The following is a 13,385-nucleotide window of genomic DNA, read 5'->3' as shown; positions in this document are numbered from 1 at the left end:
GGCTGAAAGAAAGGCGTCAAGGGATTTAAAAGATCAAACCATCCTCCTCAAATAGAAATTCATACGAAAGATCCATAAATAAATATAATCCATTGCCAAATGGAAAGGAGTAAGTCCGGATGGATTCGCCTGAATCAATATCGCAGTAGATGTCCGATAATAAACCTTTCTTATTAATCCTCATACGAATGATATTTTCAAGAAAGTACGGGCGCCAGCTCCAGTTCTTTCCTTTGTACCTTGGTTCTATGTGCCACTTTTGATCAGTTTTTACTACGTTACTTGTCACTTGGAAGCCATTTTCATCACAAATGTATAACCGGAAGCATTTGTCGGTAAAATACTTCCCCAAGTCAAAGAGTATGTCATCGAACTCGGTACTTTGTTTTTTTATCATCATCAGCTTTTGACTTATTTCTTTATGTAGGACGTCTGCGAATTCATATCCTGCTTCAAGATGCTTCTTCTCATATCGAATATAGTCCTGACATTTTTCCTTCAATTTCTCTTTTAGGATATCCGGCTTCAAAAATGAGTCTGACGGGTGCTGCAGGTAATACCCTTGATAATAACGACCACCGTTCAACCAGGCAAACTGCAGTTGAAAGTTGATTTCGATATTCTCAAATAAGAGGGATGCCCCTATCTTTCTCGCAAGCATTGACAAACTGTACAATATATCTTTATAGACTTTATTCCCCGCATCATTTCTCAGTTGGTATAAATCCACTTTCAATATATCAGGTGAGAATTGAGATAGCCGGTCCAGCTGACCGCTGTTTCCGCCAACGTTATCAATCGCTATCTTAATTCCATATGTTTTGTAATACAGAAGCAAATGAACAAGCTGATCGAAGTCCCCGACGAACGTTTTTTCAGACAGCTCAATTACCGTCCTGTTCAAATCCAAACCCTTTTTTTCGTAATCTTGAAGTAGCTCCAGAAAGGATTCCCCGTGGTCCAGCATCAATAGCCTTGCATCTCGGTTTAAAAAGATGTATCCCTCTTGTTCCTCACTAATAAACTTACACAGTGCCAGTCTGGTTACCCGTTCATCCACTTCCACTTTATATTCATCGGGTATCTCTTCATCTCCAAAGAATGGTCCGAGACTCTCAATGATTCCTTCATCGACTTCCATTCTCCCTAATACCTCGTAGCCGATGATTTTATGTTCATCCGCACTGAAAATCGGTTGAAAGTACGGAATCACTTTTTCAATATTGGTTAATACTTCTAATGCGTCCATGCGCACTCCCCCACCATTACTCATGTTTTTTTGCATAATTATAACACAACTATACAGTGGAATTGAAAAGACATAAATAAAAAAGCTTTCCCTGCACTGCCGTTTTAACATATGCGGGAAAGCCATTTATCTTTCGTTCATATTTTATCTTATATTAGAACGGAAATTGATTTAGCCATTGGCCCCCGTCCATTGTGATGCACTCTCCGTTTATATACGCCGCTTGATCTGACGCAATAAAGTAAGCAAGTCCCGCAATCTCTTCCGGTGTTCCTAATCGTTTTAACGGGACACTATCAATCGTTCTTTTCGCTGCCTCATCAGATATCCAAAGCTTATCGGCCCCACCGGTTCTTTCGATTGGTCCTGGTGCAATGGCATTTGTACGAATACCGTATTTATGCCCCCACTCAACGGCAAGTGTGCGGGTTAACGATAAGACTCCGGCTTTCGCAGCCGCAGAATGAGCCACACCTGCACCTGCATTCCAAGCGTAAGTGGCGACCATATTAATGATGGACCCCTTTTGATTGTTCTCAATCCAATAATTCCCTACAGCATGTGAGCACAGGAACGTTCCATTTAGGACGATATCAATAACAGATTTCCATCCATTAGGAGTGAGCTTTTCCGCCGGACAGATAAAATTTCCTGCTGCATTGTTTATGAGTACATCGATTTTGCCAAACTTCTCAGCAGTAAATTCAACCATCGCCTTTACGTGTTCCTGTTCCCTGACATCCATTTGAAAGACTTCAATCTTTCCATCAAGACCCGAAAACTCATCTTTCACCGATTGTAGTCGTTCTTCATTTCTCCCTGTTACGACGACGCTTGCACCAGACTCGACGAAGTGCTTCGCCATATATTTCCCCATACCATTCGAACCGCCTGTTACAATTACAACTTGTTGTTCTCCCATATGTAACTCCCCCTTAATTATGAATGAATATTCACTCATAATTTTATCATATAGTGATGCGTTGCAACCATTTTAAATATAAAAAAGACCGATTTTTAAGAAAATATCTTCTTCTTAAAAAATCAGCCTTAAAAATCAGCTATCCGGATTGTTAACAATAGTATCGTGTAATTGTGCCAACGCCTTAATAATGGTTTTATTTCTCTTATATCCTTTTGCTTCAACAGAAACATTATTATATGAAACGACTACCTGACCTAAAGATCGAGGAGTTTTAAAGCCAAAAATATATGCTTTAATCGTTCCTCTATCGGTAGGGAGAAATAGGATTTCCATACGTTTTGTCTTTTTCATAATCCCTCTCCTTAATAAAGCATTCGGAACTCTGATTCACACGGATTTCGATCCTAATATGCCTGTCTATGAATCTTTTACTCTCCTCACTTTAAAATAAGTCATAGGAACTACTCTGTCAAACATTTCATCGCATTTACCAGACGTATGTGAACAAGAATGAAAATAAAACGTATCATCAAATGACAGGTTGCTCAAGTAGTGGGGCAAGAACGTTACATAAGAACAAATTGCTGTTACTCGATTTCCTTTGGGCAGATCGGTTTACTAAAGAAGTAGCCTTGGGCTTTTTGGCAGTTCGCCTCTTTAAGAAAATCAACTTGTCCCTCACTTTCTACACCTTCTGCAATCACCTCAAGACCCAGGCTATGTGCAAGATGGATGATGGTAGTCGTTATGGCAGAATCCTTCTGATTCATTCCTATCTCTTTCACAAACGATTGATCGATCTTCAAGATATCAATGGGAAATTGTTTCAAATAATGCAGTGAGGAATATCCTGTTCCAAAGTCATCCACCGAAATGTACACTCCAAGATTTTTAAGCTTCCTCAGCATTTTTAATGTTTGTTGAGTATCTTGCATGGCTCCCTCCGTAATTTCAATTTCTATGCAAGAAGCGGGAAGATTATACGTTGATAAATAAAAATCAATGGTATCTACTAATTGCTCCTGAAGAAATTGCTTGGGAGATATGTTGATAGCCACACGTACCATCTTATATCCTTTGTATAGCCACTTTTGCAACTGCATACACACTTGTTCCAGTACCCATTCGCCAATTTGATGTATCAATCCTGTTTCTTCTGCCAACGGAATAACTGTGCAGGGGATACAAACCCAAATTTGCCGTTGTTCCAGCGAACTAACGCTTCGAAGCTATCAATGGTACCTGTAGGTAAGTTTACCTGTGGCTGATAGTGGACGTATAGCTCTCCCTTCTCTATGGCTCTTCTCAGATGTGCTTCCATAATGATATAATTCGGAATACTTGATTTCATATGCGTCTGATAAAAACGATAATGGGCGCGTCCTTTTTCTTTGACTTCAAAAAGGGCTTGAGCTGCTTTTTGAATGAGTGAATTAGAATCATATCCATCTGCAGGATAACGGCTGATCCCAATCGAAGGAGAGATGTAAAATTCCTGCCCATCTATTGTGAAAGGGTCTATGAACAGTGCCAAGATTTCCCTCGCTTTCGTCTTGGTATCTTCAAAACCACTATTCTTCAACAGAAAAATAAATTCATCCCCCCCTTGTCTGTATAATAAACATTCTTCGTTCGTCAGGGTTAGCAAACGGTCTGTGATTTTTTTGAGAAACCGGTCTCCTCCCTTTAATCCAAGGGTATCATTTACAAATTTAAACCGGTCTAGATCCAGGTATAAAAGCGAGAGCTCTAACCTCTTTCTTCCATATTATGAATGATCAAAGGGACATGATCATCCAGTGCTCTCCTGTTCCAAAGACCAGTTAATTGATCATGCAGAGCCATATAATGGATCATTTCATTCTGTTCATGATGCTTGGTTATATCCTTAACGATAATATAACAGCCGTCACACTTTTCTTTTACGACGATGGGAACCATTTTCAGCTGGGTTATTTTCTCCTCTCCGGCTTCGTTCAGAAGAAGACTATAATCAATCGTAGTAGGAGTTCCCAAAAGTGTGTGAATTAGTGATTCTGTCAGTAGTTTCTCATTTTGAGAGTGAAATAAATCATAGATTTTCATATTAACTAAGTTTTCTTTTGAATAGCCTGTCAATGAGCAGCCTGCTCCGTTAGATTCCTTGATGACACCTTCTCCGTCCAGAATGAATATGGCATCCAGATTATGCTCGATAATGGATTTATAGCGTTCTTTCGCTTTCACTAATTTCTTCTTCTCCAGAATGGACGAAGTTATATTTCTCGTAATGGAAACAACATACTCTACTTTTCCATATCCATCCTTGGTGTCAGTATGGATTCGTTCACGACCTGACTTCCATTCGTATGAAAAAAAGTATCCTGAAAGGTGACGCTCTCACCCTTTTGAACAAGTTGGGTGTATTTCTCCTGTAAATCAGTAGCCATCTCGAATGAAATCACTTCCTCCAAAAGGCGCCACATATCCCTATTCTGAATGGATGTGTACCTTTTGGCTGATTCATCTATCTATAGGTACCTGAAAGAAGGTCCTCTTCAACCTTCATAATGAAAATCAAATCATGTATATAATCTAAAATAAGTTCTTTCAATACAGTATCAAGGACCTGTTGATCTTGATTGCTGGTGCCTTATAATAGTAGTCCAATTCATGGATTCGTCATCCTTTTAGCCTTCTGTCATTTTCTACATAATGTATCCTCCTTATATTTTACTAGTTAATCCAAGAATTTCCTACATTCTTATAAGAATATTCGTTATTTTCTTCACCTCTTGGTACTTTATACCTACATTCCGCTCCATTCGTCTGCCTATTATATGTGAGACAGGCGCGCAGTCCGAATGTGAACCATACACTAATGTGAATAGAGAGAGGAGGTTTATTGTATATGTATCAACACGCATATTACCCATACCACGGTTATCCACAGTTTAGAAGAGGAGATCAGCGCTTCTTCCCATTCTTTGGATTACCGTTTATAGCTGGTGGGTTAGCTGGGTTGGCCATTAGCCCGTTCCTTTTCAACAGACCTTGCTACGGTCCTGCTTGCTATCCACCTTATTCGCCTTATGGAGGGTATCCTTACCCTGCTTACCCACAACCCTACGGGGGAAATAATATCCAATCTTCACCGTACAACTTTACAGAGAATATTAATATATACCCCCAAAGATAAACAAAAGGCTCACCTGAAAATGTAAGAGTTACATTCTTTAGGTGGAGCCTTTATGATATTTACCCTCTACAACTTTCACCCTGAGGCCTGGATACCCTGTCTAATCCTCGTAAAGTAACGCAATATTTCCTCCTGGCATAGAAATGGACCTGTCAAAATATTACTAACTTCCAACAAGAAACTCCCCACCGTACCTTTCCAATCCCATAAAAAGGAGGTATAATGGAGATTAATACAATAGAAAGGAGCTAATAACTTGAGGAATACTAGTAAATCTACCCCTTCTTCCACATCCGTAATTACCCTCTCTCAAGCTATTTTCACTGTGAATCGTCATGCGAAAACAGCAGGTAACCCAAAATACTTATATTCATTAAAAAAACGAGCCTTAATGAAAATGATTCGGGAAGGTAAGGCGAAGAAAGTTGGACTTCACTTTTCCAACAACCCAAAGAATAGTCAACAACAATCCGACGTATTGATTGATTGCGGAGATTATACCTTTCATATCCCTGCAACAAAGGAAGATTTCAAGGAATTGCCTCATCTGGGTTCACTTGATCATTCGTTAAGAAATCCTAAATGTAAAATGGGACTTCAGCAGGCTAAAGGGATTTTAGAACATTATACAGGGATGTCTGATCGTAATGAACAGCCACGTAAACCCGGGAAGAGCAGTTATCAAAAACCTGTTTTTAAAAAGTTGGGCGACAGCTTCTTTTAATGCTCAAAGATTTTAGCGGATTAACGCATATATGTCATAAAGGGTTCAGACAAATGTCTGAACCCTTTATGATTATCCTCGATCTCATTTGATTCTACAATATATGTTGATCAATTTTCAAAATCAAATCAGTAATTTCGGGTTTACTGATTTGATCTTCTGCTCCGACCATCTCACCTTTATGTTTTAAATCATTTGTAATCAGTGAAGAAAAAATGATGACTGGGAGTTTGTTGAGCTTAGAATGACTTTTGATTCTTTTGGTCAAATGATGTCCGTCCATTTGCGGCATTTCAATATCTGTAATGACAAGCTGAACTGACTGTTGAACATCGTGAGTTCCCTCAACAAGTGATTCCAGATAATTGAATGCATCGGCCCCATTTTCAAAAAATTCAACTTCTTCATATCCTGCTTCACTCAACGTATCATTCAAAAGTTTGCGGAGTAAAGGGGAATCCTCAGCAGCAACAATCTTCTTATTCCTTCTCTGCCTTGGTCCTAACTTCTTTACTTGTTCCACCCGGATCCCTGTATCAGGATTGATTTCCAGCATGATACTCTCAAAATCCAGTAACAATATCATTGATTCGTTTCGCTTGATGACCCCTATTATTCCGGAATGTACACCAGAATACATTTCTGAAGGCTTCTCTATTTGATTCCAGGAAATGCGATGAATTTGAGTAACGTTATGTACATGAAAAATGACTTTCTGTTGATTAAACTCAGCAACAATGTACTTTGAATGAGATGTTTCCTCCTCTTTCACTCCAAGTACCCTAGCCATATCGATTACTGGAAGTACCTCTCCCCTCAATTGAATGAGTCCTTTCACGTGAGGATGAGAATGGGGAATAGGGATGCAAGGAGTTGGTTGGATAATCTCCTTCACTTTAATTACATTGATACCAAATTTATTGTGATGAACTTCAAATTCAACAATTTCAAGTTCATTGGTCCCGCTTTCAAGAAGAATACTGTTTGATTGATTCAATTATTTTCGTCCTTCCATACAAACATGAGTATTTGCCTATTTGCCTTACTCTTCTTATATCGAACATTTGAGAAACATGTTTACAGGTAATCATGAAAAAAAGTCGTCAGACCCTTCCTGAGAGGAGATTTTTTCAACTTTTTCAACCCTCGCTTTCTTTACCGTGACCTAAATGGTAATAGAAAATGATTCCCTATGCATACTAAGTGGAGGAGGTGTATATATGACCGATCGAAGGGACTTAGAGAACCGTAGCCTGCCTGATTTTGATGAAATTAGTGACCACATCCTTCCCTCACAAAACAATCTTCCCATTGTTGCTTTCGGGAAGAATGCTGATGGAAAAGATGAACCCGATGAACTTTCTTATTTCGAGGGACAAAGGAGAATAAATCAGGAGCACCGTGAAAACCCTCAAAAATAAAAAAAATAGCGATTGAAGACTTCCCTTCAATCGCTTTTTCAATTATACTCCCCGCTTGTTGCCCCACACCAAAGTATGCAGCTGCGGGAGCACCCGCACATGATTTAATTCTTCGTTCCCACAAACCTTTTCAATGAGCGCTTCATAATCCAATAATAAATTTGACAAAAGCTTTGGTGTATCTTCTTCAGAAACAGAAGGGTTACCTGTCTGAATATAGAATGGAACGTCAGGGTAGAGTTTATGAATCTTAGTGGCGTATTCCAGATCTTTATCATCAAACACTACAACTTTTAAGCTAAATTGTGAGCCATTTTCAATTAAACGGTGAACAATGAAATTCAGCTTCTCAAAATCAGTCTCCATTTTCGAACTTGGAGGCTTTGGTGAAAGTGTCAGGTCATCTATATCATAGAACCAATCCTGCCAGCGGCTACCTTGCGTCTCTAAGGCCGACGCTATGCCATTCTCCTTTAAGATCTCGATAAGCTCCTTCAAATGAGCCAACAGAGCAGGATTACCACCGGAAATGGTTACATGAGAGAAGTTGTTTCCACCGACTTCTTTTAGCCTGTTCCACACTTCTTCAGCCGTCATAAGCTGAATATCCTCTTTCGCAGAACCATCCCACGTAAATGCAGAATCACACCATGAACAACTATAATCACATCCTGCAGTTCGGACAAACATCGTCTTTTGACCTATTACCATACCTTCACCCTGAATGGTTGGACCAAACACTTCTAATACAGGGATTTTCTTCATGATTGTCTCACCTTTGGTCTGTAAATGACGTAACTTGTCGGTGTTTCTCTTAAAAATACTTGAAGGCATTTAGGTTGGTGAGGCAGTGTGTCTAAATGAGCCTGAATGATTTCCCACATCACCTTCGCTACAACTTCAGTGGTCGGGAACACATTGCCGTTTTCTGCAGAAAACAATTCATCTTCGTTCATGACTTTATGATCAAAGCGCTTATGAATCAGCTTTTTGATGTGTTGGAAATTAATAAGAAATCCGGAATCATCAAGCTGATCCCCTCCAATAGTAATATTGGCAAAGTACGTATGACCATGGATATCCTGACAGCTTCCTGCATCCACATGTGGAATATAATGGGCTGCCGCAAAATGCATATCTTTATTTAATTCAAATTCATAAGTGTGGTCAGGAGTCGGGTAGATTTGTTGTATCATCATCCTTCTCCCCCTTTTTTTGCACTTTTATATTCTTCCAGCCCTTTATGCCTAAGCTCACATGCAGGGCACTCACCGCACCCGCTGCCTTTTATCCCATTGTAGCAAGTGAGTGTATTTTCCTGTACATAACGGAAGGCACCTAAATCATCTGCCATTTCCCACGTTTGTGCCTTATTGATCCACATTAGTGGAGTATGGATCACAAACTGATCATCCATGGATAGATTGAGGGAAACATTCAAGGATTTCACAAAAATATCACGGCAATCAGGATAACCGCTGAAATCCGTTTCACATACACCTGTTACAATATGCCTCGCTCCGATTTGCTTCGCTAATATGCCTGCAAATGACAGGAATAATAGATTTCTTCCAGGAACGAATGTAGATGGTAATTCACCATCCTGATGAGTGATTTCCTCATCTTCCCGTGTTAAAGCGCTTGGTGCCAATTGATTTAATAAACTCATATCTAATACATGGTGAGGCACTTTAAGATCCTCTGCAATCCCTTTTGCACAGTCCAGCTCTGCAACATGCCTCTGACCGTAGTTAAATGTCACCGCTTCTACTTTTTTAAATGCTTTCTTTGCCCAAAATAAACACGTTGTACTATCTTGACCTCCGCTGAATACGACTAACGCTTTCTCTGTGTTCATAAAAGGTTCTCCTTTCTTTTCTACAGGCTCTTTTGCCATGAAAAGAAGAAAGAGATTCTGTGATACCCTATAACATTGGCTTTAAAGCCGTCATTAACAAAAAATAACGACACCTAAGGATGCCGTTTTCCTTAGTTTTTTATAGAGGGTTGTGCTAGAACCTCTCGAGACTTATCAATAATCCCAATTCTTCTTCTTTTATCCTCAATTAATATAACGTTTTTTCTCAAAAAAATCTACCGTTTACGGGAATTTCATGAGAAAATTCATCTCCATCGTGACCAGATCTCTCATAATGGTAACAGATGAAAAAAGCAGAACACCTTTATGGAGTCACTGCTTTTTTAGCTTGATTATTTTAAACGAAGGAGCCTTCTTCGTTTTCTCCGTTTTTTCGTGCTGAACCTGAGCCAGCCTATTTTCATAAAGAAACCAAACATGATCAGTGCTATGATACCCATAACCCCGAGAACGATAAAGTATCCGCTTCGCTCATCGAGTTCCGGCATATAGACAAAGTTCATCCCATACAGACCCGCAATAAACGTAAGAGGCATAAAAATCGTCGTAATGACGGTTAAGGTCATCATGATATTATTCATTTTATCTGAGTTAATGGATAAATAATTATCCCGGATATCTGATGAAAATTCACGATACGATTCAAGCATCTCGACAAGCTTAATTAAATGATCGTACACATCATTAAAATATAGCTGCTCTTCTTTGAGTGCATTCAATCTGCCGGAATTGCTGATACGATATAATAAATCCCTCATGGGAACGAGGGTTCTTCTTAACTTTGACATATCATGACGAATATCGAATAATTCATCCATCAGATCACTATCCGCATCTTCATTCGTGTTATCTTCTATTTTATTGAGGCGATCTTCAATACCATATACGAGGGGAAAATAATCGTCCACTAACCGGTCAACAATTCCATGCATGATCTTAAAAGGACTGAGCTGATCCCCTTCTTGCTGAACTTTTTCCCATACATTATTTAATTCCCTCACAGGTTGTTTATGGAAGGTAACGATAAAACTTGCGTTCACAAACATATTCACTTCGTGAGAATCCAGCGTTTTCTGATTAATGGCATGAAGAAGGACAAATATGTATTGATCATAAAAATCGAGCTTAGCCCGCTGACTGAAATCGTCCAGGCAATCCTCTATCGCAAGTGGATGGAATCGAAAATACAGCTTAAGTAACCGAATATCCTTGCTGGTCGGCTCTGAAAAATCCACCCAATACCATTTAACACCTTTTTCTTTTATTCTGGATAAGGGAACATTCTGTTCAATTTCCCCATTTTCCATAATAATACTTGTACGAATCATATGGCTCTCCCTAACTGACATTTATTTTTTTATCTTTTCCCTTTTTCTTCACCATTCAAACAAAATCACTACGTAAATGCTGGAATTAATGATAAAATATGAATCAAATTATTAAAGTAGGTGTACGTATTGGAACAGTATATTAACCCTCGGATCAAGGACATCCAGATATCAGGTATTCGAAAGTTTTTTAATATGGTAGCAGACATAGACGACATCATTTCCCTGACAATCGGTCAGCCGGATTTCCCCACCCCACAACATGTCAAAGACGCGGGTAAGGCTGCCATTGATGATGACTTCACTTCCTATACCCATAATGCAGGATTTCTCGAACTACGAGAAGCCGCGGCTTCATATGTAAAAGAAAAATATAATGTACATTATAACCCTGTAAATGAGGTCATAGTCACAAACGGCGCTTCTCAGGGGATCGATGTGATCCTTCGTACGATCCTATGCGAAGGAGATGACTGCCTTATCCCGGGACCTGTGTACCCAGGCTATGAACCGATCATTACACTTTGTGGTGCTAATCCCGTACATATTGATATCACACAAAATGATTTTAAGTTGAATGCCGCTCTTATTGAGGAGAGCTTAACTCCTTCTACAAAATGTGTTATATTACCTTATCCATCCAATCCAACAGGGGTAAGCCTATCCAAAGCAGAATTAAAAGAGATTGCCGACTTGCTTAGAAATAGAAATATCTTTGTGTTAGCTGATGAAATTTATAGTGAGCTTACCTTTGATGATTCGCATTATTCCATTGCCGAATATTTAAGAGAACAGACCATCGTCGTCAATGGTCTATCTAAATCACATAGTATGACCGGTTGGAGGATCGGACTGGTATTCGCTCCAGAATCGATTTCTAAGCATCTAATAAAGGTTCACCAGTACAATGTTTCCTGTGCTTCTTCCGTCTCTCAGAAAGCTGCCTATGAAGCACTTACAGTTGGAAAAGATGATGCTGAAAAAATGAAGAAAGAATATAAAAAACGAAGGGACTATGTATATAGCCGATTAATTGAGATGGGATTTGAAGGAATCGTCAAACCCGATGGAGCCTTCTACTTTTTCGTGAAGATACCAGATCAAATTCTTTTGAGTTCATTTGACTTCTCGTTGGCTCTTGCCCAAGAGAAGAAAGTGGCTGTCGTTCCTGGTGATGCTTTTTCCCAGTTCGGCGAAGGATACTTTCGACTATCCTATGCCTGCTCCATGGACCAGCTGACAGAAGGACTCGACCGTATTCACTCCTTCATCCAAACCTGACAAGAGGGACGGACCTTGTATAACAAGGTCCGTCCCTCTTCATGTTCACTCTTTATATTCACCATTATTTTTAGGTGCTTTTTCTTTTTTGGCTTTGTCTTTGTGTATTTTGTTTGTTGCCGCACTTCCGATTTCGTGGGCAAATTCCGCATTGATCTTAGAAGAATCGAATCCTTTTTTGTTCTTCTGTTGTGGATCATTCTTTTTTGTACGCTTCGCCATTATTTATTCACCCCTTTTATTGATCATGCTTATCCTTCAATGGATCAGCATAAGCATAAGATTATTATTCACTTTCTTCTTTTTCACTATACGAATCAAGTTCCGGAATAAAAATAGCAAAAAAAAGAACCAACCCAGTTAACTGAGTTGGTTCAAAAAAAGGAAAAGGGGGTGTTAGTGAGAAATTAATCTCCAATTTCATGCTTAATTATAGAATACCCGCTTTCCAGAATGATAAACCGCTCTTCTGAAAAAATTTCGATTTTTTCCAGAAGAAAAGTTATTTCAGTAAAACACTTTAAAAAAGCGCTTTCATAACGTATAATAAACAAGTAAATTCTGAGAAGTGAGGTTCTGACATGTATATGAAAGAACAGTATGTTTTCAGAAACGATCAAATTTATAAAGCTGTTATCAGAAATTATTGCAAGGATGATTTCGACGACTTGATATCCGTTCAAAAAAGAGCATTCCCACCTCCCTTCCCATCAGAATTATGGTGGAATAAAGACCAACTCGCACATCATTTGTCTCATTTTCCTCTTGGCGCTATTTGTGTGGAAGTTGACGGGAAATTAGTAGGGAGTATGACAAGCTTAATTGTCGACTTTGATCCGTTAAAGCCGGACCATACGTGGGAAGACATAACTGATGATGGATATATCCGGACTCACAATGAGAATGGAAATTCATTGTATGTGGTGGATCTATGTATCGACCCTGATTATAGGGGATTTAAGCTTGGAAAGGTCTTGATGAATGCCATGTTTGAGATTGTAGTTCATTTAAGATTGGATCGCTTACTTGGCGGCGGTCGGATTCCATCCTATCATAAAGTGTCCAAAGATTTTCCGATTGAGGATTATATACAGAAATTAACGAGTGGAGAATTCAAGGATCCTGTCATTACGTTTCTTCTGCAAACAGGACGCACTCCATTAAAAGCGGTTAAAGGGTATCTGAAGGATGAAGAATCATGTGACTATGGAGTATTAATGGAATGGAAAAATCCTTTTAAAAGTTCAAGGTTCTAGCGCATTTTGCAAAAATAAAATCCCAGAAAAAGAAAATAGGGATTGAAAGAACAATACGTTCCTTCAATCCACAAGAAAGGGGGAAATGAGAATGAAAAGGCCCAAATGGTGTGCCTTATTCTTCACAGATATAATCCCCTCATT

At 39.1% G+C, this 13,385-nt stretch carries 15 protein-coding genes, 1 pseudogene and 1 riboswitch; of the genes and pseudogenes, 4 read left to right on the top strand and 12 right to left on the bottom strand.

The features are described from left to right. Nucleotides 1-25: 25 nt before the first annotated feature. The 6 genes and pseudogenes from ACYH0O_RS09320 to ACYH0O_RS09295 all read right to left on the bottom strand — a co-directional run bounded on the left by ACYH0O_RS09320 (nt 26) and on the right by ACYH0O_RS09295 (nt 4,627). Nucleotides 26-1,249: an EAL domain-containing protein gene (locus ACYH0O_RS09320; RefSeq protein WP_482632041.1), complete on the bottom strand. Its 1,224-nt coding sequence runs from the start codon at nt 1,247-1,249 to the stop codon at nt 26-28. 154 nt (nt 1,250-1,403) lie between these two features. Then, nucleotides 1,404-2,171: a 2,4-dienoyl-CoA reductase gene (gene fadH, locus ACYH0O_RS09315; RefSeq protein ID WP_426891472.1), complete on the bottom strand. Its 768-nt coding sequence runs from the start codon at nt 2,169-2,171 to the stop codon at nt 1,404-1,406. A 135-nt stretch (nt 2,172-2,306) separates the two neighbouring features. Continuing rightward, the gene (locus ACYH0O_RS09310; protein ID WP_149155345.1) at nt 2,307-2,525 is read right to left on the bottom strand and encodes a hypothetical protein; all 219 of its coding nucleotides are present in this window, start codon (nt 2,523-2,525) and stop codon (nt 2,307-2,309) included. Between the two features lie 236 nt (nt 2,526-2,761). Further along, a pseudogene (locus ACYH0O_RS09305) lies at nt 2,762-3,906 on the bottom strand (putative bifunctional diguanylate cyclase/phosphodiesterase). Between the two features lie 17 nt (nt 3,907-3,923). Then, complete coding sequence (locus tag ACYH0O_RS09300) at nt 3,924-4,400, bottom strand: GGDEF domain-containing protein (protein WP_482632040.1); 477 nt, start codon at nt 4,398-4,400, stop codon at nt 3,924-3,926. 59 nt (nt 4,401-4,459) lie between these two features. After that, nucleotides 4,460-4,627: a hypothetical protein gene (locus ACYH0O_RS09295; protein ID WP_482632039.1), complete on the bottom strand. Its 168-nt coding sequence runs from the start codon at nt 4,625-4,627 to the stop codon at nt 4,460-4,462. 981 nt (nt 4,628-5,608) lie between these two features. Between ACYH0O_RS09295 and ACYH0O_RS09290 the strand changes: the two genes are divergently transcribed. Beyond that, a complete protein-coding gene (locus ACYH0O_RS09290) occupies nt 5,609-6,076 on the top strand; it encodes a YkyB family protein (RefSeq protein WP_149155340.1) in 468 nt (155 codons plus the stop codon). A 94-nt stretch (nt 6,077-6,170) separates the two neighbouring features. On the opposite strand, the gene ACYH0O_RS09285 is transcribed toward ACYH0O_RS09290, so the two are convergent. Continuing rightward, complete coding sequence (locus ACYH0O_RS09285) at nt 6,171-7,073, bottom strand: chemotaxis protein (protein ID WP_482632038.1); 903 nt, start codon at nt 7,071-7,073, stop codon at nt 6,171-6,173. A gap of 223 nt (nt 7,074-7,296) precedes the next feature. On the opposite strand from ACYH0O_RS09285, the gene ACYH0O_RS09280 reads away from it, so the two are divergent. Further along, nucleotides 7,297-7,497 carry a hypothetical protein gene (locus ACYH0O_RS09280; protein ID WP_426891477.1) on the top strand — a complete coding sequence of 67 codons (201 nt, stop codon included), beginning with the start codon at nt 7,297-7,299 and terminating at the stop codon, nt 7,495-7,497. A 42-nt stretch (nt 7,498-7,539) separates the two neighbouring features. On the opposite strand, the gene queE is transcribed toward ACYH0O_RS09280, so the two are convergent. The 4 genes from queE to corA form a co-directional block, all read right to left on the bottom strand. After that, a complete protein-coding gene (gene queE / locus ACYH0O_RS09275; RefSeq protein WP_482632533.1) occupies nt 7,540-8,265 on the bottom strand; it encodes a 7-carboxy-7-deazaguanine synthase QueE in 726 nt (241 codons plus the stop codon). Then, nucleotides 8,259-8,693, bottom strand: coding sequence for a 6-carboxytetrahydropterin synthase (locus ACYH0O_RS09270; RefSeq protein ID WP_426891479.1), 435 nt, complete (start codon nt 8,691-8,693; stop codon nt 8,259-8,261). Before ACYH0O_RS09270 ends, queE begins: the two co-directional genes overlap by 7 nt. Continuing rightward, the gene (gene queC, locus ACYH0O_RS09265) at nt 8,693-9,355 is read right to left on the bottom strand and encodes a 7-cyano-7-deazaguanine synthase QueC (RefSeq protein WP_482632037.1); all 663 of its coding nucleotides are present in this window, start codon (nt 9,353-9,355) and stop codon (nt 8,693-8,695) included. The genes ACYH0O_RS09270 and queC overlap by 1 nt, the downstream gene beginning before the upstream one ends. Before the next feature lie 125 nt (nt 9,356-9,480). Continuing rightward, a riboswitch (PreQ1 riboswitch) is annotated at nt 9,481-9,525 on the bottom strand. A 183-nt stretch (nt 9,526-9,708) separates the two neighbouring features. After that, a complete protein-coding gene (gene corA / locus ACYH0O_RS09260; protein WP_482632036.1) occupies nt 9,709-10,704 on the bottom strand; it encodes a magnesium/cobalt transporter CorA in 996 nt (331 codons plus the stop codon). 129 nt (nt 10,705-10,833) lie between these two features. On the opposite strand from corA, the gene ACYH0O_RS09255 reads away from it, so the two are divergent. Then, complete coding sequence (locus ACYH0O_RS09255; protein ID WP_482632035.1) at nt 10,834-11,985, top strand: aminotransferase A; 1,152 nt, start codon at nt 10,834-10,836, stop codon at nt 11,983-11,985. Nucleotides 11,986-12,030: 45 nt separating this feature from the next. Here ACYH0O_RS09255 and ACYH0O_RS09250 read toward each other — a convergent pair whose 3' ends face one another. Continuing rightward, nucleotides 12,031-12,207: a hypothetical protein gene (locus ACYH0O_RS09250; RefSeq protein WP_482632034.1), complete on the bottom strand. Its 177-nt coding sequence runs from the start codon at nt 12,205-12,207 to the stop codon at nt 12,031-12,033. Between the two features lie 359 nt (nt 12,208-12,566). On the opposite strand from ACYH0O_RS09250, the gene ACYH0O_RS09245 reads away from it, so the two are divergent. Next, on the top strand, nt 12,567-13,241 hold the full coding sequence (locus ACYH0O_RS09245) for a GNAT family N-acetyltransferase (protein ID WP_482632033.1): 675 nt from the start codon (nt 12,567-12,569) through the stop codon (nt 13,239-13,241). Nucleotides 13,242-13,385 lie beyond the last annotated feature (144 nt).

This window comes from Rossellomorea sp. H136, from assembly GCF_056838065.1.
The sequence above is the reverse complement of the archived record's forward strand: the minus strand, read 5'-3'. Positions and strand labels throughout refer to the sequence as shown.